This window comes from Nostoc sp. NMS2 (genome assembly GCF_017115105.1).
In the GTDB taxonomy this organism is placed as follows: Bacteria; Cyanobacteriota; Cyanobacteriia; order Cyanobacteriales; family Nostocaceae; genus Nostoc.
Genome location: NZ_JABXKH010000142.1, coordinates 13,361 through 39,977, shown reverse-complemented (window position 1 = coordinate 39,977; position 26,617 = coordinate 13,361). Strand labels below are relative to the sequence as shown.

Sequence of the window (26,617 nt, the reverse complement as noted above, 5' to 3'; positions counted from 1 at the left end):
AGAGGGATTTAGGGTGAGGGCGAAAACTACGGTTCTCAACTTAGATGAGGTTTATACATTCATTAATACTAGGAGTTAATATTTTAATTTATGAGGAGTAGCGACCAGAATTTAGTAGTTTTGACAATTTATATTATCGGTGTCTCATACGTTTTTAACCGTATGGTTGAATCCATCGACGATCAAGTTAAATTCGAGTTTAAAAAAGGAATCGTTGATGAGCAACTCAAAGAACAAAATCTTGATGATAAAATTGGAATTTCCTTTAAACTCAAAGCCTCATACCCAATCGACGATTTGAAAGATTTAGGAATTAGCATTGAAAATAAATCTGATAATGTTGCCCTATACGTTGACTGGGACAACAGTTCTTTAGTAGTTGAACATAGCAAGCAATCGCGTCGCGTAATTCGGAAATCACCAGATTTAACCCGCGACTTAGCAGTACCCCAAAGTCCTAGCCTGATTGCTCCCAAGAAAACACTTTCTGAAACGGTGACAGCAGAAGATGTATTCGAGCGCGATCAAGTAGCTGGAACCTATTCAGCGAAAAAACCACTAATTGATATCAACGGGCTGCAAAAAGGGCAAAAAAAATTGTACAACGACTTTATTAATAGAAAAAAGGAGTTGGACTTTTCCCTACAACTGGTAATCAGAGTATCTGAAGTGCGTTTAGGTCTAGCCCCAGGCCGTGATTTTCCTCCCATTAGTATTATCAATTGTCCTTTCACAGTCAGGAAACTACCTTGGACTTACGCTCTACCTTGGAATAAAAAAAAGCAATAGCAACCAGACAGACTATGCCATCCAAGATTACACTGGATCTAAGGAGAGAGTAGACGCAGGCGGTTGCAGATCAGTCATAGTCACTGGTTTGAGGAAAGTCCGGGCTCCCGAAAGACCAAACTTGCTGGATAACGTCCAGTGCGAGCGATCGTGAGGATAGTGCCACAGAAAGATACCGCCAATTAGTCATTAGTCATTAGTCATTTGTAAAAGAACAAAGGACAAAGGACAGATGACAAAGGACAAACTTGGTAAGGGTGCAAAGGTGCGGTAAGAGCGCACCAGCAGTATCGAGAGGTGCTGGCTCGGTAAACCCCGGTTGGGAGCAAGGCGATAGGAACTACGGTTGGTCTTTTACCAGTTCCGCTCAACGAGAGCCGCTAGAGGCGTTTGGTAACAAGCGTCCCAGATAGATAACTGCCCTCGCAAGAGAACAGAACCCGGCTTATGTCCTGCTCTCTCCCCCCTTTTTTAGTGCTGAGTTAGAAGTCATTAAATTTTAGATTTTAGATTTTAGATTTTTCCTTCAATTCAAAATTCCAAATCTAAAATTGGCAGAGTTATAAGTTATGAGTCAGAAGTTAGTATTTTTCCCCTGCTCCACCTGCCCCTTGCCCCCTTCCCCCTTCCCCCTGCCCCCTGCCCCTAATGCCCCTTGCCTACCCACGCCGTCAACGGCAACTCGAAAGTTTAGTCCAAAAATTAGGTTTGTCGCTAGAAGCACCTATCAAGTGGGAACTGCTAGATTTAGCGCTAACTCATCCCACTGTCTCTGATTCGGCGAATTATGAACAACTGGAGTTTGTTGGCGATGCAGTGGTGCGGCTGGTGTCGGCTGTTGTGTTATGGGAAAATTATCCCGATTGTCCAGTAGGGGATTTTGCGGCAATTCGTTCGGTGTTGGTGAGCGATCGCATTCTCGCCCAATTGGCCAGAGTTTATGGTTTAGAGTTATACTTACTGGTCGCTGGTAGTGCTACGGCTGATAAAGTTGGTCAAGAGTCACGACTGGCAGATGCTTTTGAAGCAGTTCTGGGTGCGCTTTACTTAAGTACTCAAAATCTGGAACTAATCCGTTCTTGGCTAGATCCCCACTTCCAAGAACTAACAACAGAAATTCGCCTCGATCCTGCCAGACTTAATTACAAAGCTGCTCTCCAAGAATGGACTCAGGCGCAATTTAAAGTTTTACCAGAATATCGAGTTGTGGAAGTCACTCAACCACACCACAATCAAGAACGTTTCATGGCTGAAGTGTGGCTGCACGGAAACAAACTAGGAGTTGGTAAAGGGCGATCTATCAAAACTGCTGAACAAGCAGCCGCTAAGGTAGCTTTTTTAGCAATCCCTAATCCGCAAACACCCTGAGCTTAAAAGACTGACAATTAGCCGATAATCATTTGGTTGTCATTTGTATACAAATGACAAATAACTAATGACAAATCAATACGGTTCGGTTAAGGCAAGAGACGCGATAAATCGCCGTCAAGACAAAGGACTGATTATTGTAAAGACGGCGATTTATCGCATCTTTGCGATTAGCGGCGTGTCATCAAAAAACCTTATCCAATCCGTATTGAATGACAAATGACAAATAACAAATGACAAATGACAAACCAAATTAAAATTGCTGTTATCGGAGTTGGGCGTTGGGGAGTGCATCTGCTGCGGAATTTCTTAGCACATCCCCAAGTAGATGTAGTTGCTGTGGTAGATCCCCATCCAGAAAGGTTAGCGGCGGTAAAGCAGCAGTTTAATTTAGATGAAAATGTAGTATTGACAACCCATTGGGAAGATTTGAAGAATGTGCCAGGGTTGACAGGGGTAGCGATCGCAACTCCAGCTACCACCCACTATGCTTTAATTAAAGATGCTCTTCAGAACGGATACCATGTTTTAGCTGAAAAACCGCTAACTCTCGACCCCGCAGAATGTCGAGAACTTTGCCAGTTAGCAGAGAAGCATCATTTAACACTCATGGTAGATCACACTTATTTATTTCACCCAGCAGTTGAGCAAGGGCAAACTGTAGTACAAGCGGGTAAATTAGGTGATTTACGTTATGGCTACGCGACACGCACCCATTTAGGGCCTGTCCGCCAAGATGTTGATGCACTGTGGGATTTAGCTATTCACGATATTGCTATCTTTAACGCTTGGCTGGGTCAGATTCCTGTGAAAGTACAAGCAACGGGTACGGTGTGGCTACAGGGGCAAGCCAATAGGGAAATAACCCACTCTCCATCCCAAGGTTTAGCCGATTTAGTATGGCTAACACTGACATACCCAGATGGCTTTCAAGCTTACATCCACTTGTGCTGGCTGAATTCTGATAAGCAGCGACGGCTGGGGATTGTAGGTAGCCTTGGTAGTTTGATTTTTGATGAAATGTTGCGATCGTCACCTCTAACGCTGCTACATGGAGAATTTGAACAGCAGGGCAATCATTTTATTCCCGTAAATCAAAGCCAGGTGGTGCTGGAATTAGAGCCAGGTGAACCATTGCAACGGGTTTGCTCCGGCTTTGTTGTCTCTGTTATAAACAATACTCCCTCAGAGGTTTCGTCTGGCTGGGTAGGCACACAGTTAGTAGAAATTCTGGCTGCACTGACTGTATCTCTTGAGCAAGGCGGCCAACCTGTTTTTCTTAACAACTGCTCTCAAGTGTAATTTTCCCCTGAGAATAACCGCCTAATACTGTTCGGTTAAGGCAAGAGACGCGATAAAAGAGACGCGATAAATCGCCGTCTCTACAAAGGACTGATTCTTGTAGAGACGGCGATTTATCGCGTCTTTGGGATCGTATTGAAAACCGCCCATTTTACTTCATTAATGGAGTTCAAAGACTCATTCACGAAGCTCTGAGGTTCATCAACGGAGTTCAAAGGCTCATTAACAAGTATTTATCAAAAATTAATCCGGTTTTTAGCGATTTTCGGGTAAGTCCTGATAAAATCAGCTAACGTATGAGCATGATTATGCACAACCGTATATTTACTACTTTATTTTTAACTCTATCTCTGGCTACCACACCCCAGTTTGTAGTTGCTCAAAACAATATTGAACAGCTATTTAAACAAGGCGACGCTGCCGAAACGGTGGGTAATAACTCCCAAGCAGAGACAATTTGGCGGAAAGTTTTACAAGTTGAACCCAATAATGGCAAAGCTTATAACAATTTGGGTAATGCTTTGCGGCGACAGGGAAAACTAGAGGAAGCATTAGCGGCGCACCAGAAAGCATTACAACTCAATCCTAATGATGCCGAAGCTTACGTTGGTATAGGGAACGTGCTAAATGCTCAAGGTAAATTAGAGGAGGCGATCGCATCTCACAATAAAGCTTTGCAACTCAACCCTAACTTAGCTACTGCTTACAACGGTCTGGGCAATGTGCTGAGTAACCAGAAGAAATTAGATGCAGCAGTTGCCGCCTACCAAAAAGCAATTCAACTCAACCCTAACTTTGCTACTGCTTACTTCGAGTTGTGTAATGTGTTGGATGACCAGAACAAACTTGATGAAGCAATAACAGCTTGTAAAAAATCTGTTCAACTTAATTCAGAAGATGCAAAAACTCACTATCTTCTTGCCGACGTTTTTAAAAGACAGAATAAATTAGATGCAGCAGTTGCCGCCTTTCAAAAAGTAATTCAACTCAACCCCAACATTGCTGATATTTACAACAAACTCGGCATTGCCCTATATGAACAGAATAAATTAGATGAAGCAGTTGCCGCCTTTCAAAAAGCAATTCAACTTGACCCTAAAGATGCTGCTGCTTACATTAATCTCGGCAATGCCCTCAGTAACCAGAAGAAATTAGATGCCGCAGTTACGGCCTTCCAAAAAGCCATACAACTTGACCCTAAAGATGCTGCTGCTCACTACAATCTCGGTCTTGTCCGATATGAACAGAAGAAATTAGATGCCGCAGTTACGGCCTTCCAAAAAGCCATACAACTTAAACCTAACTTTGATATTGCTTACAATGCTTACAATAATCTCGGTGTTGTCCTGTATAAGCAGAAGAAATTAGCTGACGCAGTTGATGCCTACAAAAAAGCAATTAAACTCAACCCTAACTTTGCTACAGTTCACCACAATCTCGGTTTAGCCCTCAAAGACCAGAAGAAATTAGATGATGCTGTCGCCGCGTTCAAAAAAACCATACAGATCGAACCTAACAATGCTGAAGCTTACAACGATCTTGGCAATGTCCTGAGATACCAGGAGCAATTAGAAGCTTCAGTCATCGCTTTACAAAAAGCCATACAACTCAAACCTAACTTTGCTCTTGCTTACAACAATCTCGGCAATACCCTCCAAGACCAGAAGCAATTAGAACAAGCAATCATCGCCTACAAAAAAGCCATACAACTCGACCCTAATTATGCTACTGCTTACAGCAATCTCGGCAATGCCTTCCAAGAACAGAAGCAATTAAAACAAGCAATCATCGCCTACGAAAAAGCCTTAACATTACCAGAAGATACTTCTATAGATCCAACCAGCGCTCATACTCTCGCTAATAATAATTTGGGTTTAGTATTCCAAAAACAAAATAAGTTTAAAGAAGCCATTGAACACTTTGACAAAGCAGAACAAATTGACCCAAATTATGTCTATGCCAGTAACAACAATATAGAAGCAAGGCGGTTATGGAAAACGAAAGATGATACCCAAGCTAAGAGCGTAGAAGACGATCGCCAATGGTTGCTTAAGAATGACCCAACCGTACCCGTTAAGCGTTCTGTGGTACGCATCACTACCGAGTTTTTTAACAGCGATCGCCAGGGAACAGAGATCGGCACTGGTATAATCATTCAGCGAGAAGACAACCGGACATTAATCCTCACTAATCGTCATGTCATTTTTGATGGCAATGAACAAGGTAAAAATATCCAAGTGGAATTTTTCAGTACACCGCCATCCAACCGAGTGCGAATGCGGCGAGATGCCAAGCTGTTCAAAATGACCTCTGAGGAACAACTCGATTTAGCCGTTTTGGAAGTTATTGGTAAACTGCCAGAAGATATCCAACCATTATCTATCTCCTCAACTGCGATCGCCCCGAAAATGCCCATTCGGATTATCGGTCATTCTGCCCAAAGAGGTGAAGATAAATCTTGGTCTATGCAATCAGGACAGATTAGTAAGCATAACAACCAGCGATTAGAAATATCTCAAACTGCACTCAAACATGGTTATTCTGGCAGTCCTGTGATTGATTCGCAAAATCGGCTTTTAGGCATCGTCTTTGCAACAAAAGGTGAAGACCGAGATTTGGCTTATCCGATGTCTGAGATTCAAAAACAACTGTCCATTTGGAACATTAAATAGACGCGATGAATCGCGTCTCTACAACAAACTATGAATTATAAAATTATTCTTGCCAGCCTATTAATCTTCAGCGTCAGCCATCTTCCTGCTGCTGCTTCTTGCCCACAAGGAAACCCCAAATCTACCGATTATATCCAGCGCAAACCACCCAATCGCTGTGAAGGCATCAAAGAAGAACAATTAAGCGGCAATAGCTTGAACCTGATTTCCATTGCTACCCGAAACCTAACCAGTTTTGGGAAAACCCTCACGGTGCAAATTCCCCGCATCAGTGGTGGTAAAAATCCTCAAATAATAGTGAAATCCTTGGGTGATAATTATCACTATCAAATGGATGACTTGTTATTGTCTAATAATGGTTCGCGTTTCAGCTTTAGCTGGGATACTTACGTTCTCAGGCAAGCAAAAATACCAGCTAATAGCCTTCGCGCTACGGCATACTATAATCTTGGTTCCCAGCCTGTGTATGTTCCAGTCATCCTGGGGCAAACTTCGGGTAAGTATGAATTTGTCTTTTATTCCCAAGACCGAGTGAGATTTACTACCTTTGAAATCCTCTCCAAAGGTCAACCAGCAATCTATAGCGCTTCTCGCCCTAACCCGAAAAAGGGTGAAACTATTTTTACCTGGGATGGTCGCAATGCCCCATCTGGGCGCTATGAACTGCACTATGTTGCTAATATTGACCGAAGAAATGAACCTAGCGATCGCATCGAAAGGACAATTGTATTTGAACATAACCCAAATTGGTTGAAATAAATCATGGCATCTCGGCAAAAAGCCAAACAAAAGTTTCCCAACTTCATCAAAATTCGCCAAGGGTTGAATTTTCTGAAAACATATCTAGTTGCTTTGTTTGTAGTAAGCACTTCAGTGCTAAAACGCTTACTACGAACTATTTCAAATCATCGAAATTCATTGTTGGTGTTGCTGTTACTTTTATTCTTGACTATTGTCACCTTTGCCGCTATATTACCAGGCACTCATACTTTTGAAGGTAATATCATTGCTCAAGAAATGAGTTTTATTTATAACGGAGAACAATCAAAACTTTTTCTTCAAGATATTCGCGGCATTAAAGAACTAGAAAATGAAGGCAAACAAACCCTAACTTTCACAGGCAATTTTCAAAGCGAAACTTGGCCAGAACTTAATCAGTCCAACTCTTTAACAATCCAGCTTAAAGATAGCAATAGTAGATGGATTATTGCCCCGACTAATCTTCAAGCAACAAGTGAAATAAACTTAGATGAACTCCGGCTGCAACCAAATACAAAAGTAGCTGGATTAAGTTATGACTTTTATCGCAATCAGCTTGCTTTTTCTCTGCAATCCAACTCTAAATTAGACTTAAAAAGCAACCAAAATGCATTAGAACTATATTTAGGTCAACAACCAATCAAAGTTATAGTAGAAGGTTATGAATTAATAGATTCAAAATTACCAAATCAACCAGATAAAACAACACAATTAGAATTCATTGTCAATCCAGATAATAAAAAACTTAATTTAGAAATCGCGCCAAATACCAATCTTTATATTACCCTAGCCAAAGCTCCCAAATATGAATCAGAACAATGGTTTAGAGAAAAGATAGAAACCGAAGATGTGAAATTTCTAGATTTAGACAGAAATGGTAAAGATGCCAGAGACGATTTAAAAATTTCTACTATTGTGGAAGGTAAAATCCGCATGGTAGGACAGGAAAAGGATATTTATAAAAATCAGTTTCTCATGGGGGAAAATCCTGATATTCCTCTAAATATTGAACTGATACGCCATCTGCAAATTGTTCCTAAAAAAGGGATAGAAGCCCGGTTTTCTGGGAAAACTAAAGAGATTCAAATTGGTCTAGATCAGAATTTTCCAGTTTTTCAAATACAGGGTAGCTGGTTAGATGGCGTTTTACCTCGTGATGCGATTATTGCGCTATTCTCTTTTGGCGCTGCTACAGTTGCTAATCTTCTATCTTGGTTATTTAGTAACGCTTCTAAATCTGCGTCAAAACCATAGCCATTAGAACTTAAGAGTTATAGCATTTGAGATTTTTGATTGTGAAAGAGTTAATGAATCAGCTTTTTAGCAATTCATCTGCCACAATTATTTTTCAAATTGAAATTACGAATTACGTAAAGCCTGCGGCATGGCTTCTCTTCTCCTATCGGAGACGCTGCGCGAACGAGACGCTACGCGAACGCTTAGAGCGCAGCGGTAGCGAGTCCGCCAGCGTCATTACGAATTACGAATTACGAACTTGTACTGAGCGTAGCCGAAGTATTACGAATTACGAATTATAAATTACCTTTCAGAAGTCCTATTTGCATAAACTTCTGTTTTTGGAAGACTTACCAAGATAGTTTGCTGCGGCGAAAAACTAATCTCGTAAGTCTCGTTCCCAAGTAACACCTGGAACTTCATTGACTTCTCTTTGTCTACAACTGCTTTTACAGATTTGTTGCTACCCAAAGAAGGGCTTCCCCCAGACTTTTGTAGGCTAGAGTATTGGCTTGCTTTTGCCACCTTATTCCCAGAGGAAAATCCCAGATTCTCTACATTTTCTTCTTTGTTGTCAACAGGTAACAGCGAGATATCAATCAAGGGTAAGGTAATCTTCAGTGTCGTACCTTGATGAAGTCCCGTACTCTCAAGAGTAATGCTACCTCCCATAAGTTCGATTAAGTTTCGTGAAATTGCTAGTCCGAGTCCAGTCCCTTCAAACTGGCGCGTGGTTGTGCCATTCACCATCACAAAGGGGCGAAATAGTTTGTGCTGTTGATTGGGATCAATGCCTATACCTGTATCTTTAACTATTACCACTACTTGAGATTTACCATTACTAGATTGAATTTCTGTAGCAATGGTGATGCTTCCTGTGTCGGTGAATTTAGTAGCGTTGCCGATAACATTAATCAGCACTTGCTTCAGTTTTGCCGCGTCTGCTTTAATTGGTATCGCTTGGGGATCTAACTCGCATTTCAATTGCAAGCCCTTCTGTTGAACATTAACTGATTGTAAATTAATCACCTCTAGCAATATTTGTCGGAGATCGAGAGGTGTAGTAACTACAGAAAGCTTACCCGCCTCGATTTTAGAAATGTCGAGTAAATCATTAATAATATTTAGCAAATGAATCGTTGTTTCATTGGCACGTTTTAGAAATTCCATTTCTTCTTCCCGGCTATCACATAAGCCATCTTCAACTACGCGAATGCAGTTAATAATAGTATGTAATGGGTTTCTCAATTCATGGGAAGTTGTAGCCAAAAACTGGCTCTTAATCTGGTTAGCGTTTTTTGCTTCTTTCCAAGCTATTTCTAGTTCTTCTGCCCCAGCTTTCAGCCGTTCTACCATTTGGTCTAATGCTTGGGCTAGTTGATTGAATTCCCGAATTTGGAAATTGTGCGGAACTGGTTGTGCGGCGTGGTGAGAGTGAATATTGAGAGCGTAGTCTCGCAATTCTTCTACAGGACGTGCCAAGTAAGGAGCTAAATATAGGGACGCTAACAAACTTGCACCAATCAAACCAACTGTCAAGACGATGAGAATTAGCTTGATTTCTTCTAAACCAAAAAGCGCATTTTCGACACTAGTAACAGCTAAGACTATCCATTTTTGCTGCTGCTGTTGAGTGAGTGGATTTGCAATAGCTGTATAGCCAGCTACTAATTCGTTTCCCTCTTTAAAAGACAAATTTATCGAATCGTTTCGTCCTGCAAGGGCATTTTTAATTATGCTCTTGAGTTGGGAAGAATTTGGATGTTGATTAATATTACTTCCCACCCAGTCTGTAAATGGATGTGCCACAATTGTGCCATCTTCAGCAATCACTACCATAGCGCCTGTAAGCGATCCCGGCGGATTTCTGGTTTGTTGGTACAATGCAGACTGAATACTTAAGCTGTAAACTAAATTTTTTCGGCTATCGGAGACTGGTGCAGATAACACTAATTGTAATTGATTTTGTGCGTTTCTTTTTCCAGTCATTCCTGCCTTGGGCGGGAAGATTGTTTTGACATCAATTCCATCACTAGGCAAAGGGAATGTCATTTCCCCAATTGCTTGATCTCCACAGCTACTGGCAATTATTTTCTGGTTTAGAAGATCAGTTAATTGGATGCACTCAATATTGGCTGGAAGTTGTTGCTTTAGCTGTGTGAGAATTTCTTGCTCTTGTATAGGCGAACCCGACGGAATCACCGTTGTTTTACTTACACTCAGTAAACTAGCTTTTAAGATTGCGATCGCATCGCCAATTCTCTCCCCTTTACTCATGGCGCTTTCTGTTAAATTTTGACGCGCAGTTCCCAATATGCTAGAACGTGCCTTATTCAAGGCCACAATTTCGCCTATAAGTAAAACTGGAACGAACAGCAGCAATATTCTCGTTACTAAAATTCGACGAAAGGAAGATTGGCGGGAATTAGTCATCGAGTGTCTCACTTTGCATCGGCAAACCACAACAGCAAAGATATGTAATTAGACTGGCTAGATGAGACATTTTATTAAATTATCAGAATTTTATTTTCAATGTTTAAAAATAACAAATTGCTATCATTCAAAAAGAAACGTGGTATACCAAAACTCATATATGCTAGATGCAAAAGCGGTTTGTGTTGCATATAAATACAGTGGTAAAATTGTAAATAAATAACTTGCACGGCATGGATTTTTTTTGAGAATCTACATACGAACAAAGAAAATATTCCAACTATCAAATCAATTTAATGTTGCAACATCGTCCTCATACTACAGTTGTTTTAGCAATGAGTGCAGATGGCAAGATAGCAGATTTTAGGCGATCGCCTGCTCGGTTTGGCTCAAGGGTTGATAAAGCACATCTAGAAAAACAAATCGCTGCCTCTGATGCGGTTTTATTCGGTGCTGGTACTCTCCGGGCATACGGCACGACACTTACTGTATCAGATCCAACTCTAATGCGACTTCGGGCACAAGAAGGGAAGCCTCCGCAGCCAGTTCATATAGTGACTACACACTCTGGAAACCTCAATCCGGAAATTAACTTTTTTAAGCAACCAGTTAGACGCTGGCTACTCACGACAACACTGGGAACACTTTCATGGAAAGGACGTTGTTTACAGACGCTTCCTTCAACTTTTGGAACCGGAACACAAGAGTGTCCTCCAGAATTTGAGCAGATTCTGGTTTTTGAAACACCAACGCGAGAAATTGACATTTCCGCAGCTTTGAAGCATCTAGCCAATATAGATATAACACGGTTGGTGGTCTTGGGTGGAGGTGAATTAGTCGCTTCCCTGCTGAGCTTAGATTTAATCGATGAATTATGGCTAACTGTCTGTCCCCTGATTTTAGGTGGTAGTACTGCCCCCACACCTGTAGAAGGGAAAGGTTTTTTACCCGATTTAGCTCCCAAGTTGCAACTTTTAGAAGTTCATACAGTTGAGCAAGAAGTGTTTTTGCACTATCGCCTGCAACGACCAGCAGATTAGATTACGCTAAGTTAAGTTATTGAATATTGGGAATTGGGAATTGGGAATTGGGAATTGGGCACTTGTACTGAGCGAAGTCGAAGTATTGGGCATGAAAAAGAGACAAGGGAGACAAGGAAGAGGGGGGAGACAAGGGAGAGACTTAATTTTAATAATTCCCCCTTGTCCTCCTTGTCCTCCTTATTCTCCTTGTCCCCCTTGCCCCCTGCCCCCTGCCCCCTGCCCCCTGCCCCCTTGCCCCCTGCCCCCTGCCCCCTGCCCCCCTGCCCCCTTGCCTCCCCTACTCCCTACTCCCCTAATATGGTGGAACAACTCAAGCCTCGCTATTCTGTCGTTTGGACGAACAAAATCGCTGAAGTACCACAAAATGCCTGGAATGCTTTAGCAATGCCACTTAAAACGCCATTTTTAGAATGGGAGTGGCTAAATAATCTCGAAACCTCCCAGAGTGCTACGGCTAAAACTGGTTGGTTGCCAAATCACTTAACATTGTGGCGGGATAGAACGCTGATTGCGGCTGCGCCACTTTATCTCAAAGGACATAGTTCAGGTGAATTTGTTTTCGATCACCAATGGGCAGAGTTAGCCGATCGCATCGGAGTTCAATATTACCCAAAATTGCTGGGTATGACACCATTTACCCCAGCTGAAGGTTATCGCTTTTTAATCGCCCCAGGAGAAGATGAGGATGAAATCACCGCGATGATGGTGCATGAAATTGACACTTTCTGTTCCAAAAATCGGATTTCTGGATGTCATTTTCTCTACGTCGATCCCCAATGGCGGCCGATGCTGGAACGGCATGGCTTTACAACTTGGCTGCACCACAGCTACGTCTGGGAAAATGCTGGCTTTAAAACTTTTGATGACTACTTGAAAGTGTTTAACGCCAATCAGCGCCGCAATATCAAGCGGGAACGCAAAGCTGTAGAGAAAGCAGGTTTACGATTGCAACCTCTGAGTGGCGATCAAATTCCCTACTCTTTATTTCCTTCGATGTACCAGTTTTATGCTGACACCTGTGATAAGTTTGGCTGGTGGGGTAGCAAGTATCTCACACAACGGTTTTTTGAGCAGCTATACACCGATTATCGCCATCGAGTCTTGTTTGTCGCTGCATATAGCGAAGAAGATAATTCTCATCCTTTAGGAATGTCTTTTTGTTTGTTTAAAGATGACAAACTCTATGGACGCTATTGGGGGAGTTTCCAAGAAATAGATTGCTTACATTTTGATGCTTGCTATTATGCACCCATTGAGTGGGCGATCGCTAACGGCATCCAAATTTTTGACCCTGGCGCAGGTGGCCGCCACAAAAAGCGGCGCGGTTTCCCTGCTATGCCCAATCACAGTCTGCACCGCTTTTACAACAATCGTTTAGGGCAAATTATCCGTCCCTATATTAAGGAAGTGAATCAACTCGAACAGAAAGAGATTGAGGCAATTAATGCAGAGTTGCCATTTAGTAACCGAGATTCTTAAAAGTTTGCCAAGGCAGAGGGTGAACGACGAATTACACTTAATATATAGTGTAAAAACCCTGAAAAAAGAAAATTTCTTTTGCTAATGCTTATGGATTTAATACTTGAAGATTTAGCCGCAATTGATGATAAACTTTCCCAGCGTCATATCGCTCTCGATCCCGGTGGATATTTTATTATTTACTTGGATCGAGACGCAGGGTTAATTTATGCCAAGCATTTCACAAACGTAATTGACGATCGCGGTTTAGCTATCGATCCAGAAACGGGGAAGGTAATTCCGGCACGAGCAAAGGTAGAACGAACTCATACAACAGTTTTTAGCGCGAGGACGGCAAAAGAACTTTGCGTGAAGATTTTTGAAGAAACTCAGCCCCCTTTGGTAACTCAGTTAGATCATGCAGCTTATTTAGGTCGAGAATTTGTTCGGGCTGAGGTGGCTTTAGTAAAAGGGCTAGAGTATGTTCAAGATTAAGTCAATTTTAGATTTTAGATTTTAGATTTTAGATTTTTCTTCAATCCCTTCTGGTGATGCCTCCGGCACGCCAAGGGCGAACAGCAGTCACTCATGGGGGAAACCCCCAAGACCGTGCTGCTTCACCAAAATCCAAAATTCAAAATCTAAAATTGAACAACTCTGTCATTACCCATCAGATGACGGCTGATTTATCTGATAAATGTAGTAAGTCGCCATTGGGATGACGGTGGCGGCAATTAACAATCCTACTACCCAAGCAGTAGCGTTACCTTGGTTGGTTTCTTCTGCTTTCTTGTAGGTGCCTTCTACCTGTACATTGTCAGTAATTTGGGGTGGGCCTGGATCGGCTTTACCAGAGAGGACGGCAACAAGGCGATCGCTAGCATCTAGAAATGCCTGATTGTATTTGTTACCATTGCGTAGCGGCACACTTACTGTTTCAGTAGCGACACTCTCGGCAATAGCGTCAGTGAGTAAAGGTTTAACTTCATCCCCAGTAATAATGGAAGTACCATTGGTAACTATGTCAATAACCAATAAAGTTTGATTAGCTTGGGCTTCTTTTGTCGGAAACCATTTTTCAAACAACTCTTTGCTAAAGCTTTCCGGTGTTTCACCATAGTCAAGGCGGCGAACAGTGACAATTCTGACTTCCTTATTTGTTTGCTTTGCCAAATCCTCGAAAGCGCTGCTAATCTTACCTTCATTTAGACGGCTGATAACTTCACCTTGATCCAAAACCCAGCTGTCATTCCCTGCTGTGAGGCTGGGTATTTGATACACACCTGTGGCTAAAGCAGGTGCGGCAAACAGCGAGGCTGTTAAAATAACCGTCACCAATGGTAAAACCAGCCTGATGAGGTGTTTTTGACTACTAAATACTTGTTTGAGGAGTTGTTTCATCGTGTGATCCCTAAGACAGACTTGCACCAAAAATACTACAGAACTACTGCAAAAATCACCTCGTTCGCGGTTTTCTCCGGGATCAAGTTTTTGCTACTGCCAGCAGATATATATTTTACGGGATTTTTTGATTGCACAAACTTGTGATGAGCGCGATTACAAGCACTAAACCTGACAAGAAATACCGCCCATTTTGGGGATTAATCCAAATGGTTAGGGCGGAATTTGCAAACCATCTAGAAATGATATCGTATAATTAATTTTTTTGACATAAACAAGTATAAGTTTTCATATATGCAAGTTGCTTTTCCTGCTGTACCCTGTATAAAACAGAATACATTTGACACTCTGCCCTCTAAAGAGAGGCAGATTCTTTAATACATACTTAAAAGGGATAGTCAAATATCCCCCTAGACGCTTTACCCAGGAGATAAAAAAACGAACCGCAAAGGCGCAAAGAGCGCGAAGGTAAGAGGGTTTAAAAGGATTTTTGCGTCAATTCCGTATATTTTTTCAAAATTGGGATGCTCCTGCGAACAGAATGAATTTTGAACGAAAAAGCGGAAAGCGAGTCATCGGAACCCTGCGGGGATATTGCTATGCGTAGCGTCTCGCAGAGAGCATCTTGATTCTGACTGCTGAATTCTTCTTCAAGGGTTATATCTGCAATTTTTCTGATATTTTGGCTAAATCGAGAATAATATATACATGACTATAATTTTAACTAACGACGACGGCATTGATGCCCCCGGTATAAAAGCTCTAATCAAAGCTGTAAATGGCAAAAATGTGATTATCGCTGCTCCTGTCGATCATCAGTCTGGCTGTGGACATCAAGTTACTACCAATCGTGCCATCAACCTCCAGCGACGTTCTGATACTGAATATGCGATCGCAGGCACTCCCGCCGATTGTGTGAGAATTGCAATAACACAAATTAACGCAGATGTCAAATTTGTGCTTTCAGGTATCAACGCTGGTGGTAACTTGGGAGTCGATGTCTACATTTCTGGCACAGTGGCTGCTGTCCGGGAAGCCGCAATGCACGGTATTCCAGGAATTGCTATTTCCCACTATCGCAAAGCCAAGCAGAATTTTGATTGGGATATGGCCGCCAAATTGACAGTTGAAGTTTTAGCGGACTTACTCAAGCGTCCCCTAGAACCGGGAAGCTTTTGGAATGTGAACTTGCCGAATCTGCAACCAGGAGAACCACATCCTGAAATGGTGTTTTGCCAAGCCTGTAGCAGACCTTTGCCTGTCAACTATCGAATTGAAGGCGATGATTTTTATTATGTAGGAGAATATGGCAAACGCGATCGCACTCCTGGTAGTGATGTGGATGTATGTTTTTCCGGCAATATTGCAGTAACTCAATTAAGAGTTTGAAACTTTGACACTCTCAGGTTTAAAGACCTAAGATTCTTGGTTCTTCCAAACAGCCTTAACCAAGTTTGGGGGTTCACTTCCCCTACCTTTACAGACAGTACATTTTGATGCCTAATTAAAATCCCCCTTACAAAACGTAATTACGAATTACGAATTACGAATTACGAATTACGAATTATTTTAACTCCCCCTCTTCTCTTGCCGTTCTTTGAGTTTTAGCATAATTTCTGCGTGCATCTCGCGGGTAATTGGGTAAAAATACGTTAAAACTAAGCCACAAAGCAAACAAAAGGTAGGTATGGGGCCAACGGCAACGCGAATAGCCAACAGTGCCGATTCTGGTTGGATAGGTAGTGGACTTCCGGCTACGGATTCTTTGAAACCCGATACTTGCAAAGCATTTCCTACCAAAAACAGCCCAAAAGCTAAACCAAATTTTTGTAGCAAAACCATGAAGCCATAAAAAATGCCTTCTCTGCGCTGTCCGGTTTGGAGTTCATCTAATTCAATCACATCTGGAATCATCGACCAGGGAATTAGATAAGCTGTGGATACACCAACACCTGCCATAACAGCCATCACATACATCAAAACTATTTGACCGGGTTGTAAAAAAAATAGTCCGGCGGCGGCTATTATCCATAAACTCATTCCTAGAAAATAAACAAGTTTTTTCCCGATTTTTTTACTTAGCGCCCCCCAGACAAATAGCATCAGCAGGGCAGTTACTTGGACTGCAATCAGCACTGTTTGTACGTCTGCAAATTTTAGACCCATACAATTGACTACAAAATAGGGAATAGTGCTGGCTGTTATCTGCACACCTAGCCAAGAAAAAAGATATATACCAATAACAAATAAAAAAGGTCGGTTACTGAAGACAATTTTTAGCTGTTCGCCAAAGGGGAGAGATGCAGGTTCTTCGGCTAGGATGCGTTTGGCCTCAAAAGCCAAGATGCGATCGCGGACTCCAAAAACGCACCAATATAATCCTAAAATCGAAATTACAGTACAAATTGCCGCTACAACCAGATATCCTTGTTGGAGATCGGAAATCTGCGAAAAAACAATTTTCATTAAAATTAATGACAGAATACTCCCACCAATAGAAAATGTAAAGCGATAGCTATTAAGGCTAGTACGTTCGTCGTAATCCTGAGTTAGTTCTGGAGTCATTGCCGTATAAGGCAAATTCACAACGGTGTAAAAGGACTGAGATAGAATCCCAATTGCTACGTAATACCAGAACAGCGGCCAAATATTCTCACCCTGATTTGCACTAAATTGCGGTACAATCCACTGCAAGAAGAAGAAAATTCCAAAGGGAATTGCTCCATAAAACATCCAGGGAAGACGACGACCCCAACGCCGAGATTTCGTTTTATCAGTCAGAAACCCGACAAGCGGATCGTTTACGCCATCCCAGATTTTGCCAATCATCAAAATAGTGCCAGCTAAACCCGCAGGGATACCAGCGACACTGGTAAAGAAAATCAGCAGATAAAAGACCGAGATATTTGCAGTAATTGCTGGCCCTAAATCTCCTGCACCGTAAGCCAGCTTTGTTTTTAAGTCGAGTTTTTTATTGAGGATATCTCGTTGGGCATCGCCATCAGCAGCAGAATCGTTCATAATAACTAGCGCTCATACTAAAATAAAAAGTTTGTTTGCGATTGCCTTCAATACTAGCTATCCACCACTCCCGTTAGACTTATGCCAGACCTTTATGTTTCTTGGTCAGATTATCACCAAAAAATTGAACAACTGGCTATCCAGATTTATCAATCCGGCTGGGAATTTAACCAGATTATCTGTCTTGCCAGAGGAGGGCTAAGAGTTGGAGATATTCTCTCCCGGATATACCAGCAACCACTGGCAATCTTAGCAACCTCATCTTACAGTGGCGCTGGTAAACAAGAAAGAAGTAATTTAATTTTCTCCCGCCACTTGACAATGACTGCCGAAAAGTTAGGTTCGCGCATTCTCCTAGTAGATGACTTAGTAGACTCTGGGATCACACTGAAACAAACTATACCTTGGATCAGGCAAAATACTGATTTCCCCATTGAGGAAATTCGCACCGCCGTTCTTTGGTATAAAGCCTGTTCAGTTATAGCACCTGATTATTATGTCGATTACTTAGCTGACAACCCCTGGATTCACCAACCCTTTGAACACTACGAAAATCTGAACCCCGCAGAACTCGCGGCTAAGGTTGAAGATGCCATTGATTCAGAAACACTTCGTCGTGCAATTGAGGAAAATGATGGATTTACTACCTTAGACGCAATTAGTGCCAAGCGTAGAAATGAGTGAACGCTACAGTTGGAAAATTGCTAATTTCTTATCTCTGTGTTCTCTGTGCCTCTGCGGTTCAATAAATAACTTATAAACCACTCCAGACACAGAGGAACCAGAGAAAGAATGACAGGGCTACTCCTAACTCTTAACTTCTAACTCCCCGAACTTAGGACTCCACCAACCTTTTTGCGTACTGAAATAAGCTACATCTTTATGTTTCGTATCTTTACGCGATTGTGGGTCAGAACATCGCAACATTTTCTTACTCTGCCCCTCTTTGATATAACTGTACTCCTCTAAAGGCTTCTTACATACCGGGCAGGGATATGCCGTCATCTTGACTGGAGGCTTTTGTTGATTCTCAGCTTGGACTGCTTTAGTTTGTGGTGGCTGCCAAGTTTTGTTAAAGTCGCTCCAAAATAGCACGACATTTTCACAGCCTTTTGTGCATTTGAGGAAATATTTCTTTTTAACTTTAGTACTCGGAATTTTGGCGAGAAAATTTTTGCATTCAGGGCATCGCGTTTTGGAAGTTTCATATTTGCGCTCAGTTATCACATTAGCTTTACCTTTTGGGGAACTCGCAACTACAGTTTTAGCTTTAGAAAGTGCTGGTACAAAATAATTCTGATTCCAACTAGTTAAATAATGCTGCCAAGAATTCTTTCCCTCGGAAATTGCATCAAGGGCATCTTCCATTTTCGCTGTGAATTCTGCCTCTAGTAAATCCGGCAGTGCTTTGAGCAAAAACGCATCAACTTCTAACCCTAACGCTGTTGGTTGCAGATGATCTTTTTTCAACTCGACATAATTTCGTTTTTTTAAAGTAGTAACAGTGGGAGCATAGGTACTTGGGCGACCAATTCCTTTCCGTTCCATCAGTTGCACTAATTTGGGTTCACTATAACGCGGTGGTGGCTGCGTCTGCTTCTTTTCATGTCCAGCATTCTCCAGTTTCAATGCTTGTCCCTGTTGTAATGAAGGTAAAATACTATCCTTGCTGAGATTGTTCCAGTAGCGGGCATAACCGTAAAATTCAATTACTTGCCCTCTAGCTGACCACAGTAGAGAACCAGACTGAGTAATTACCAAAGTTTTACGCAATTGGGCAGCACGACACTGAGAAGCAATTGACCGTTTCCAGATCGTTACATACAAATTAAACTCATCATCAGGAAGTTCTAAACGCAACTGAACCGAGGGACGAAATACATCCGTTGGACGAATCGCTTCATGTGCTTCTTGAGCAGATTTGCTACTGCGATGCTTGGCAACTTGCGACGGTACATTCTGCGGGTCATTTTGCTCCAACCATTTACGGGCGCTGGCACAAAATTCTGGACTCAGCATTACTGAATCTGTTCGCATATATGTAATCAGCCCAGCCTCATAGAGCTTTTGGGCCACAATCATGGTTTTGTCAGGAGCAAACCTCAGCTTTGAACCAGCTGCTTGCTGAAGGCTGGAAGTTGTAAATGGTGGAGGTGGCTGGCGATTAACAATTTTTCCTTCAAAATGAATCACCTGATGAGGATGTTGCTGTGCTTCTTCAACTAAACGTGTTGCCTCTGCTTCGGAAAGAACGCGCTTAGACTCAGGTTTTTCTGGACTATTACCTACCTTCGCGTCATCATGAGTTTCAGTTTCTTGCTCTGCTGCATCTTTTGCAGAATCGACCGTCCCTTTGTAAAAAGCCCGAAATCCTTCCGCATAATCTACCCAGACACTCCAGTAATCTTGGGGGACAAAAGCCAGAATTTCGTTTTCTCGCTGACAAATTAGGTGCAACGTGGCGCTTTGGACTCTGCCAACACTTTTAGCGCCGTTATTCAATGCCCAAACTAAAGGGCTACCTTTGTAACCTACCAGCTTATCTAGGCAATCTCGGCACAGCCCAGCACCGATTAAATTTTGGTCTAGTTTTCTGGGATTAGCGATCGCACTCTGCACCGCCGATGCTGTAATCTCAGTATAAATTACTCGTTTCGGTTCCCTTAAACCCAGCGTTTCTTTGAGATGCCAAGCGATTGTTTCGCCTTCCCTGTCTGGGTCAGTTGCTAAGACAACTTCATCAACCTGCCTCACCGCAGACTTGAGTTTCTGAATGGTTTCCTTCGCTCGTTGGTCACGCGGAACGTAATTGCATCGGACATTACTACCGTCCATGACGAAGCCCAAAGAATCGTCCCCTTCATTGCTGAGTTCTCGGATATGACCACAACTAGCGAGAACTTTCCAATCTGAACCCAGAATTTGACTGAGTTTTTTGACTTTTCCGGGAGACTCTACCACAAGCAGGCGTTTGATCATAGCAACTGCATTCTTGATTCTGAGCAATAAACTGGCAATTGCAATTAGCGTTGGCGCAGCCAACGCCAAAGGCGAACGCCTATTCTCGCGATCTGGATTTTCTAGAATACTGTACCAAAAAGCTTTAACAATTGCTTAACCCTGAAGTAATTTTTTGTACCTAAACTTTTGCTTTACTGTTTTTGTAACAAAACTGCCAATCGTCCGGTGCAGGCTTTTATTATGCTGCATACCTTGATAACAGTACATTATTTGTACATGGTAGAAACAATCTTATATTTTAGCATTTTCAATTCACGTCTCTTTTGTTGTAGTTACTGCAACTAGGACAAGACCATTCACGCAACTTTAAATCTTTGACCAACGGGTTAATGAAACTAACTCATGACTTCCAGTCACGAGTGTGCGGCTGAAGAAATCAAAAATGGGTTTGATATCTGAAGTCATAAGTTTTATAGACTCTTTCCCGCACAATTCCTGAATTAAAATCTGTAATCAAACCTCAAGTAGCGGCAAATGTCAAGCGATCATTCCATTTTGAAGGCTATCTGTGCCAGTGCGAACCTCATGTATGCGTTCTTCGCCGAGATTTTCCGGGAGAAATCCACCTGCTTGCATTTTCCATAACCTGTGATAAGCGCCACCGAGTGCCAGCAGTTTAGCGTGGGAACCATCTTCGATAATGCGACCTTTGTCAAACACCAAAATCCGGTCTAGATGGACGATGGTAGATAGTCGATGAGCTACCACGATTACCGTTTTCCCATTCATTGCTAAGTCGAGGGTATCTTGGATCGCTTTTTCGGTGATTGAATCGAGGCTAGAGGTGGCTTCATCCAAAATCAGGATCGGTGCGTCTTTGAGGATTACGCGAGCGATCGCAATGCGTTGCCTCTGCCCCCCAGATAACTTGACACCACGTTCGCCCACCAGAGAATTGTAACCATCCTGACTTTGGGTGATGAAATCGTGAGCGTTAGCCTTTCGCGCCGCCTCAAACACTTCCTCATCGGTTGCATCTAAGCGTCCGTAACGAATATTTTCTAGCAAAGTCCGATGGAATAGAGACGGATCTTGGGGAATCAAGCTGATTTGTGCGTGTAGGGCATCCTGAGTCATGTCTCGAATATCGACCCCATCAATAATAATCTGTCCAGATTGGGGGTCGAACAAACGCAGAATCAGATTGACAAAGCTGGATTTTCCAGAACCAGAGAAGCCCACCAGTCCAACACGCTGTCCCGCTTGGATGGTAACAGAAAGGTTGTTAAAAACTTTCTTTTCATCCGAGTAGTTGAAATTCACCCGCCGAAACTCAATTTTACCTTGGGTAATTGGGTGTGCGATCGCGCGATCGCGATCTACCAACTCGTGGGGTTGAACGATAGTAAAAACACCATTGGCGACATTACCAATATGTTCAAAAAATTCGAGAAAGCGGCGGCTCAAATTTCTGGCTTCACTGATAATCAATAGCGATAGACTGGTTGCGACGACGAAATCAGCAGTAGCGATCTTCCCTTGACTCCAGAGGGAGAGCGAGTAATACAAAGTACTGATTTTCAGAATGGCTGCCGAGATGTACTGAAACCAGCGAATTCGCTCTGAGTACCAATTGGACTTTCTTACCTCTTTGATTTCACGCCTTAATTGCTCATTCAAATAGCGTCGTTCAAAACCCAAACGAGCAAACAATCTACTACTGGTGAGATTTGTTACCGAATCTACGATGATACCAGTTGTCTCACTTCTAGCGGCTGCGGCTTTCCGGGAGTAAATTCGGCAGCGAGTTGCCAGCCAGAACGAAATACTGATGAAGAGAACTGCCCATATCCCCACGAGTGCAGCTAGGGGAGGATAAGCGCGATACAGTATCGTCGTGGCGACGGTATACACAACAATTACTGGCATAAATTCAGTAATCAGCATTTGCATAGTCTGAGTAACACCCAGAGAAGTTTCGCTAATTCGATGTGCCAATGCCCCAGAAAAACTGCTGCTCATGTAGCGATGCGAATGGTGTTGCAAGTAGGCATATAGCGATCGCACAATATGTTGTCGGTGAATCGGATGAAGGATGGTTTGCAAAAGTCCAGCCGATCGCCCGAATACTACTTCACCCACACTCAAAGCGGTGAACAGCATCAGGGGTTGCCTCATGGCATCAAAAATGGGCTTGCTGTCGCCCGTTGATTTCGTCACGCCCCGAATAATCTCACCAATAGCATAAGGCAACATAATGCCACAGGTTGCGTGTACCATCTCCAGGATCACCATTAACACATACCACCAACGAAACTGGTTAACAAAATACAAAATGAACCTAAATGGAGTTGATGGTAGGTTTGGTGCATTAGCTGCACGTTGAAAGGATTTGAATTGTCTGGCCTTTTTCGTCATGAAAGTCGATCCCATAGCATCATTTTGGCTTTTCTGCAAGATAAAAATGGACGACTATATAAGCCGTCCGATGGTATTTGTCATTTGTTATTTGCCACTCTCCTAATCCCTAACGAAGAGAATCTCCTCTTCGGTATTCGGCGGTTAAGTCATCTAACTTTTGTTTCAAACTGTCGTCGAGTTTTACTTGCACTGCTTTAAGGTTGTCAGCAAGTTGTTGCGGGCGGCTAGCGCCAATGATCGGGGCAGGATAATGGGATTAGATAAAACCCAAGCTACTGCTAGGGTGGTAAGGGACAATCCGGCAAGATCCGCCTGACTTTTCACGGTATCTGGAAAACCTCTCTCCTAAAAGGAGAGAGACTTTGAATTTTCCCCCTTCCCGCGTCGGGTTGGGGGTTAGGGGGTTAGGTTTTTCGTAGTATTTTCCACATGACCTGAATTGTCAGGGCAGGGGGAAAACTCTTCTCCCTCATCTCCCGGTTGGTGAGCGAAGTCGAACCACATCTCCCTCATCTCGCTTTTTACGCCACCACTAGGTTTTTATCCACTTGTTTAAATTCGGTGTTACTTACCTTGGATTCGATCGCAGTACCCTTGAAAAATTCGGGGTTAGCTTGGGTGTAAAACTTGTAGGGATTAGCGAATACATAGGATTTAAAGTCGGCTTCGGAAATAACGCCTTCTTGAACTAAATCCCAGCTTTCAGCCAAGGGGGAAGTCAGGTCTGGTACATCCCAGTGACCAACATCGGAGGAATAGATGGCGTTGATTTTGACTCCCAAGGGATTGGCTTTGTCGTTGAATGCCGCAGCGATGGTGCGATCGTCTGACTCGGAACCAAAGAAGAAACTGTTCACCCAGCGATCGCGGATGTCCTCAATTGTTTCAATACCTGCTGCTGCAAAATCATCCAATTCGCTACCAATTGGCGCACGGCTATGACGGCTAAATGAAGCTCCCAGTACAGTTTTGGTCAATTCGTCTTTATCGAGGGAATACCCTTGAGCAATTTCTGCACCGTAGCGCTCAAATATTTCAAATAGCTCATCAGCATTTGTCAATGCTGGATTGTAATTTTCCAGTGCCTTAACATTGCGCTTGGAGAACCGATCTACCAAATGAATATAGACGTGGGCACCCCAATCTGCACCACCTTCGAGCATAGCTACTCGCAACTGCGGAAAACGCTTGGTAACACCACCGAAGAACAACGCTTTAGCAAATGCTTCCGAACCATCGGCGAAGTGACCGATATGGTTATTCATGTAGTTACTAATGGAGGAGCGTCCAGTCCAGCCTTGGCTACCGTAATGGGTGGTGACGGGTACGCCCAGTTCCACGACTTTCGCCCAGAAAGGATCGTAGTCATATTCACTATCCAGTCCGTAAAAGTCGATATAAGACGCATACTTGGCGATTTCGGGGAATTTATCGGCTGGATATTTATCAGCGATCGCTTTAATCGGCCGTTTCACCCCGCCAGTGATATTAATCACTTTTAAGCCAAGTGTTTTTACTGCAAACTCTAGCTCCTCAATGCCTTCTTGAGGATTGGTCAAGGGAATACCAGCTACCGGTGTCAGGCGATCGCTATATTTCCGGTAGATATCAGCATGATAGTGATTCACTGCGCGTTGCAGTGCCTGCCGATTCTCTGCACTGGCTCCAGCAGGTGCTAGGACATTGTTGGGAAACAGCACTGAATAGTCTGATCCTTGCTCTGCCTGACGCTCATAGAGGAGTTTGGGAAGGGTGTAAGTAGCGAGATCCAGGGTATTTTTGGTAACTCTCGCCCACCAAGGGGAGCGAATTGTGCGGTTGTATTGACGTTCTTCAGGGGTTTGTTGATACCAATCTTTACCGTTGCTTTTGGAGTTAAGACGGGAGGCTTCAGTTTTACGTAACTCGTCTACGAGTTTCACGCCGCCGTACTTAGCAAGGTAATCCTCAAAAGCTGGGGTGAAATCATTGGTATGAACGTCGGTATCGATTACCGGATAATCAAGGGTTGCTCTGATTGCGGCGGAGCGTGAGGTCTTTAATCGGCTATATTCAGTCATGTTTTTTTCCTTGCCTACGGCACAAAAATTACAGGTTTTTTTTAGCATCCAATGCTGCTATTGACGAATACATTTTCTGTAGAGACGGCGATTTATCGCGTCTCTCTTTCTGTAGGCGGCGATCTACAGAAGGTGCAGTTTAAAAAGTATTTATTAAGCATCTGTGAAAAATTTATTTACGCTACTACCAGGCTCTTGTCCACTTGTTTTGCAGCAAAACGATTGACCGGACGACGCAATCCCAGGTTTTCACGCAAGGTACTGCCCTCGTATTCGGTACGGAACAGTCCGCGTTTTTGCAAGACAGGAACGACTTGGTTAACGAATTCATCTAATCCTGTGGGGAGGATTGGCGGCATGATATTAAAGCCGTCTGCTGCACCGTTGTTGAACCATTCTTCTAACTGGTCGGCAATGGTTTCGGGTGTACCAAGTATGGTGCGATGTCCTCGTGCGGTGGCAAGAGAGAGATACAACTGGCGCAGTGTAAGAGTGTTACGAGTCGCCAAATCTCTGACTAGTTTGAGACGACTCTTGTTAGTATTGGTGTCGCTGGGCAGTTCGGGAGCCACATCATCTAGAGAATATTTCGACAGATCCACACCTTTGTAATAGTTCTTTAAAATCCCCCAGGCGACATCGGGATGAATTAAAGATTGCAGGAATTCGTACTTCTCTTGAGCTTCGGCTTCGGTACGGCCAATGATTGGGAAAGCACCAGGCATAATTTTTAGATCGTCTGGCGATCGCCCATATTGTGCTAGCCTACCTTTGACATCAGCATAAAATTCCTGGGCATCAGCTAGGGTTTGATTGGCGGTGAAAATCACTTCGGCAGTGCGTGCAGCTAAGTCCCGTCCAGATTCGGAGGCTCCAGCCTGAACGATCACAGGGTAGCCTTGAGGCGGACGACCGACGTTCAAAGGGCCTTTTACAGAAAAATATTTGCCCTTATGGTTGAGTGTATGTAGTTTATCTTGGTCGAAATAGACACCAGATTCTTTGTCACGGATGAAAGCATCATCTTCCCAGCTATCCCACAGTCCTTTCACCACTTCCACAAACTCTTCGGCGCGTTCATAACGCTGGCTATGTTCCGGGTGATGCTCAAGTCCGAAATTATGTGCAGCGTTTTCATTGCCTGTGGTAACTACATTCCACCCTGCGCGGCCGTTACTCAAGTAGTCCAGGGAAGCAAACTTCCGGGCCAGGGTGTAGGGTTCTTCATAAGTAGTCGAGGCGGTGGAAATGAAGCCGATATTTTGGGTAACGGAGGACAAGGCAGAGAAAAGAGTGACTGGCTCGAAATGGGCGATTTTGCCGTTGCGATACTGAGTTTCTGGAGCGCCACCCCACACTCCTGGACTATCTGCTAAAAAAACTGCATCAAACAAGCCGCGTTCGGCAGTCTGGGTAATTTCCTTGTAATGCTCGAAATTCAATCCAGCATCTGCTTGTGCATCGGGGTGTCGCCAAGAGGATATATGATGACCGGTGGCTTGAATGAATGCACCTAAACGAAACTTGCGTGTTGTATTCATAAGCTTTTTTCTTATCTATAGTGTGATTGCTGATTTGCGTATAGCTAAAGGCTTGTCAGCGTGCGATCGCTTGACTAATTCCTAACTGTTTGTAAAATCCTTATGACTACGTGGTAAGTGTCTGATGAGTAGACAACGGCATGTTTGCTTCC

20 protein-coding genes and 1 other RNA gene are annotated in these 26,617 nt (G+C 43.1%); 13 read left to right on the top strand and 8 right to left on the bottom strand.

The window, feature by feature from the left end; genetic code table 11:
* Positions 1-90 precede the first annotated feature (90 nt).
* From HWQ36_RS25425 to HWQ36_RS25405, 5 genes are all read left to right on the top strand, one after another.
* Positions 91-789 (top strand): hypothetical protein, encoded by a 699-nt coding sequence (locus HWQ36_RS25425; RefSeq protein ID WP_292707966.1) that lies wholly within the window; start codon positions 91-93, stop codon positions 787-789.
* Positions 790-834: 45 nt separating this feature from the next.
* An RNA gene (gene rnpB / locus HWQ36_RS25420) (RNase P RNA component class A) lies at positions 835-1,253 on the top strand.
* A 184-nt stretch (positions 1,254-1,437) separates the two neighbouring features.
* Entirely contained in the window at positions 1,438-2,157 is a 720-nt protein-coding gene (gene rnc / locus HWQ36_RS25415; RefSeq protein WP_292707963.1) for a ribonuclease III, read from the top strand.
* 67 nt (positions 2,158-2,224) lie between these two features.
* A complete protein-coding gene (locus HWQ36_RS25410; protein WP_292707961.1) occupies positions 2,225-2,380 on the top strand; it encodes a hypothetical protein in 156 nt (51 codons plus the stop codon).
* Between the two features lie 17 nt (positions 2,381-2,397).
* Positions 2,398-3,459, top strand: a complete 1,062-nt coding sequence (locus HWQ36_RS25405) for a Gfo/Idh/MocA family oxidoreductase (RefSeq protein ID WP_292707959.1) — start codon at positions 2,398-2,400, stop codon at positions 3,457-3,459.
* Positions 3,460-3,480: 21 nt separating this feature from the next.
* On the opposite strand, the gene HWQ36_RS25400 is transcribed toward HWQ36_RS25405, so the two are convergent.
* On the bottom strand, positions 3,481-3,609 hold the full coding sequence (locus tag HWQ36_RS25400; RefSeq protein ID WP_292707957.1) for a hypothetical protein: 129 nt from the start codon (positions 3,607-3,609) through the stop codon (positions 3,481-3,483).
* A gap of 158 nt (positions 3,610-3,767) precedes the next feature.
* Here HWQ36_RS25400 and HWQ36_RS25395 point away from each other — a divergent pair, with 158 nt between their 5' ends.
* Genes HWQ36_RS25395 through HWQ36_RS25385 form a run of 3 tightly spaced genes read left to right on the top strand, consistent with a single transcriptional unit; the run spans position 3,768 to position 8,144 of the window.
* Positions 3,768-6,131, top strand: coding sequence for a serine protease (locus tag HWQ36_RS25395; protein WP_292707954.1), 2,364 nt, complete (start codon positions 3,768-3,770; stop codon positions 6,129-6,131).
* 30 nt (positions 6,132-6,161) lie between these two features.
* The gene (locus tag HWQ36_RS25390; protein WP_292707953.1) at positions 6,162-6,890 is read left to right on the top strand and encodes a hypothetical protein; all 729 of its coding nucleotides are present in this window, start codon (positions 6,162-6,164) and stop codon (positions 6,888-6,890) included.
* 3 nt (positions 6,891-6,893) lie between these two features.
* Entirely contained in the window at positions 6,894-8,144 is a 1,251-nt protein-coding gene (locus tag HWQ36_RS25385) for a hypothetical protein (protein WP_292707950.1), read from the top strand.
* 285 nt (positions 8,145-8,429) lie between these two features.
* Here HWQ36_RS25385 and HWQ36_RS25380 read toward each other — a convergent pair whose 3' ends face one another.
* Positions 8,430-10,559 carry an ATP-binding protein gene (locus tag HWQ36_RS25380; RefSeq protein ID WP_292707948.1) on the bottom strand — a complete coding sequence of 710 codons (2,130 nt, stop codon included), beginning with the start codon at positions 10,557-10,559 and terminating at the stop codon, positions 8,430-8,432.
* 296 nt (positions 10,560-10,855) lie between these two features.
* Here HWQ36_RS25380 and HWQ36_RS25375 point away from each other — a divergent pair, with 296 nt between their 5' ends.
* The 3 genes from HWQ36_RS25375 to HWQ36_RS25365 all read left to right on the top strand — a co-directional run bounded on the left by HWQ36_RS25375 (position 10,856) and on the right by HWQ36_RS25365 (position 13,555).
* Complete coding sequence (locus HWQ36_RS25375; RefSeq protein WP_292707945.1) at positions 10,856-11,599, top strand: RibD family protein; 744 nt, start codon at positions 10,856-10,858, stop codon at positions 11,597-11,599.
* Between the two features lie 300 nt (positions 11,600-11,899).
* On the top strand, positions 11,900-13,081 hold the full coding sequence (locus HWQ36_RS25370; RefSeq protein WP_292707943.1) for a GNAT family N-acetyltransferase: 1,182 nt from the start codon (positions 11,900-11,902) through the stop codon (positions 13,079-13,081).
* 90 nt (positions 13,082-13,171) lie between these two features.
* Positions 13,172-13,555, top strand: a complete 384-nt coding sequence (locus HWQ36_RS25365) for a DUF4346 domain-containing protein (protein WP_292707941.1) — start codon at positions 13,172-13,174, stop codon at positions 13,553-13,555.
* A 168-nt stretch (positions 13,556-13,723) separates the two neighbouring features.
* On the opposite strand, the gene HWQ36_RS25360 is transcribed toward HWQ36_RS25365, so the two are convergent.
* The gene (locus HWQ36_RS25360) at positions 13,724-14,461 is read right to left on the bottom strand and encodes a TPM domain-containing protein (RefSeq protein ID WP_292707938.1); all 738 of its coding nucleotides are present in this window, start codon (positions 14,459-14,461) and stop codon (positions 13,724-13,726) included.
* 708 nt (positions 14,462-15,169) lie between these two features.
* Here HWQ36_RS25360 and surE point away from each other — a divergent pair.
* The gene (gene surE, locus HWQ36_RS25355) at positions 15,170-15,850 is read left to right on the top strand and encodes a 5'/3'-nucleotidase SurE (protein ID WP_292707935.1); all 681 of its coding nucleotides are present in this window, start codon (positions 15,170-15,172) and stop codon (positions 15,848-15,850) included.
* Between the two features lie 180 nt (positions 15,851-16,030).
* Here the strand turns inward: surE and HWQ36_RS25350 are convergent, their stop codons facing one another.
* A complete protein-coding gene (locus HWQ36_RS25350; protein ID WP_292707932.1) occupies positions 16,031-17,482 on the bottom strand; it encodes an MFS transporter in 1,452 nt (483 codons plus the stop codon).
* Positions 17,483-17,563: 81 nt separating this feature from the next.
* On the opposite strand from HWQ36_RS25350, the gene HWQ36_RS25345 reads away from it, so the two are divergent.
* Positions 17,564-18,166, top strand: a complete 603-nt coding sequence (locus HWQ36_RS25345) for a phosphoribosyltransferase (protein WP_292707929.1) — start codon at positions 17,564-17,566, stop codon at positions 18,164-18,166.
* 123 nt (positions 18,167-18,289) lie between these two features.
* Here the strand turns inward: HWQ36_RS25345 and topA are convergent, their stop codons facing one another.
* The 4 genes from topA to HWQ36_RS25325 form a co-directional block, all read right to left on the bottom strand.
* A complete protein-coding gene (gene topA, locus HWQ36_RS25340; RefSeq protein ID WP_292707926.1) occupies positions 18,290-20,461 on the bottom strand; it encodes a type I DNA topoisomerase in 2,172 nt (723 codons plus the stop codon).
* A 519-nt stretch (positions 20,462-20,980) separates the two neighbouring features.
* Positions 20,981-22,861, bottom strand: a complete 1,881-nt coding sequence (locus tag HWQ36_RS25335; protein WP_292707923.1) for an ABC transporter ATP-binding protein — start codon at positions 22,859-22,861, stop codon at positions 20,981-20,983.
* A 524-nt stretch (positions 22,862-23,385) separates the two neighbouring features.
* Positions 23,386-24,924 (bottom strand): amidohydrolase family protein, encoded by a 1,539-nt coding sequence (locus HWQ36_RS25330; protein WP_292707920.1) that lies wholly within the window; start codon positions 24,922-24,924, stop codon positions 23,386-23,388.
* Positions 24,925-25,100: 176 nt separating this feature from the next.
* The gene (locus HWQ36_RS25325) at positions 25,101-26,465 is read right to left on the bottom strand and encodes an LLM class flavin-dependent oxidoreductase (RefSeq protein ID WP_292707918.1); all 1,365 of its coding nucleotides are present in this window, start codon (positions 26,463-26,465) and stop codon (positions 25,101-25,103) included.
* Positions 26,466-26,617: the final 152 nt, after the last annotated feature.

Excerpts from the sequence above, each read along its gene's own strand:
- HWQ36_RS25325 (WP_292707918.1), bottom strand. The coding sequence starts at position 26,465 with ATGAATACAACACGCAAGTTTCGTTTAGGTGCATTCATTCAAGCCACC.
- HWQ36_RS25405 (WP_292707959.1), top strand. The coding sequence starts at position 2,398 with ATGACAAACCAAATTAAAATTGCTGTTATCGGAGTTGGGCGTTGGGGA.
- HWQ36_RS25330 (WP_292707920.1), bottom strand. The coding sequence starts at position 24,924 with ATGACTGAATATAGCCGATTAAAGACCTCACGCTCCGCCGCAATCAGA.
- HWQ36_RS25350 (WP_292707932.1), bottom strand. The coding sequence starts at position 17,482 with ATGAACGATTCTGCTGCTGATGGCGATGCCCAACGAGATATCCTCAAT.
- HWQ36_RS25360 (WP_292707938.1), bottom strand. The coding sequence starts at position 14,461 with ATGAAACAACTCCTCAAACAAGTATTTAGTAGTCAAAAACACCTCATC.
- HWQ36_RS25390 (WP_292707953.1), top strand. The coding sequence starts at position 6,162 with ATGAATTATAAAATTATTCTTGCCAGCCTATTAATCTTCAGCGTCAGC.
- HWQ36_RS25400 (WP_292707957.1), bottom strand. The coding sequence starts at position 3,609 with ATGGGCGGTTTTCAATACGATCCCAAAGACGCGATAAATCGCCGTCTC.
- HWQ36_RS25410 (WP_292707961.1), top strand. The coding sequence starts at position 2,225 with ATGACAAATCAATACGGTTCGGTTAAGGCAAGAGACGCGATAAATCGC.
- HWQ36_RS25385 (WP_292707950.1), top strand. The coding sequence starts at position 6,894 with ATGGCATCTCGGCAAAAAGCCAAACAAAAGTTTCCCAACTTCATCAAA.
- rnc (WP_292707963.1), top strand. The coding sequence starts at position 1,438 with ATGCCCCTTGCCTACCCACGCCGTCAACGGCAACTCGAAAGTTTAGTC.
- HWQ36_RS25425 (WP_292707966.1), top strand. The coding sequence starts at position 91 with ATGAGGAGTAGCGACCAGAATTTAGTAGTTTTGACAATTTATATTATC.
- topA (WP_292707926.1), bottom strand. The coding sequence starts at position 20,461 with ATGATCAAACGCCTGCTTGTGGTAGAGTCTCCCGGAAAAGTCAAAAAA.
- HWQ36_RS25380 (WP_292707948.1), bottom strand. The coding sequence starts at position 10,559 with ATGACTAATTCCCGCCAATCTTCCTTTCGTCGAATTTTAGTAACGAGA.
- HWQ36_RS25365 (WP_292707941.1), top strand. The coding sequence starts at position 13,172 with ATGGATTTAATACTTGAAGATTTAGCCGCAATTGATGATAAACTTTCC.
- HWQ36_RS25395 (WP_292707954.1), top strand. The coding sequence starts at position 3,768 with ATGCACAACCGTATATTTACTACTTTATTTTTAACTCTATCTCTGGCT.
- HWQ36_RS25375 (WP_292707945.1), top strand. The coding sequence starts at position 10,856 with ATGTTGCAACATCGTCCTCATACTACAGTTGTTTTAGCAATGAGTGCA.
- surE (WP_292707935.1), top strand. The coding sequence starts at position 15,170 with ATGACTATAATTTTAACTAACGACGACGGCATTGATGCCCCCGGTATA.
- HWQ36_RS25345 (WP_292707929.1), top strand. The coding sequence starts at position 17,564 with ATGCCAGACCTTTATGTTTCTTGGTCAGATTATCACCAAAAAATTGAA.
- HWQ36_RS25335 (WP_292707923.1), bottom strand. The coding sequence starts at position 22,861 with ATGACGAAAAAGGCCAGACAATTCAAATCCTTTCAACGTGCAGCTAAT.
- HWQ36_RS25370 (WP_292707943.1), top strand. The coding sequence starts at position 11,900 with ATGGTGGAACAACTCAAGCCTCGCTATTCTGTCGTTTGGACGAACAAA.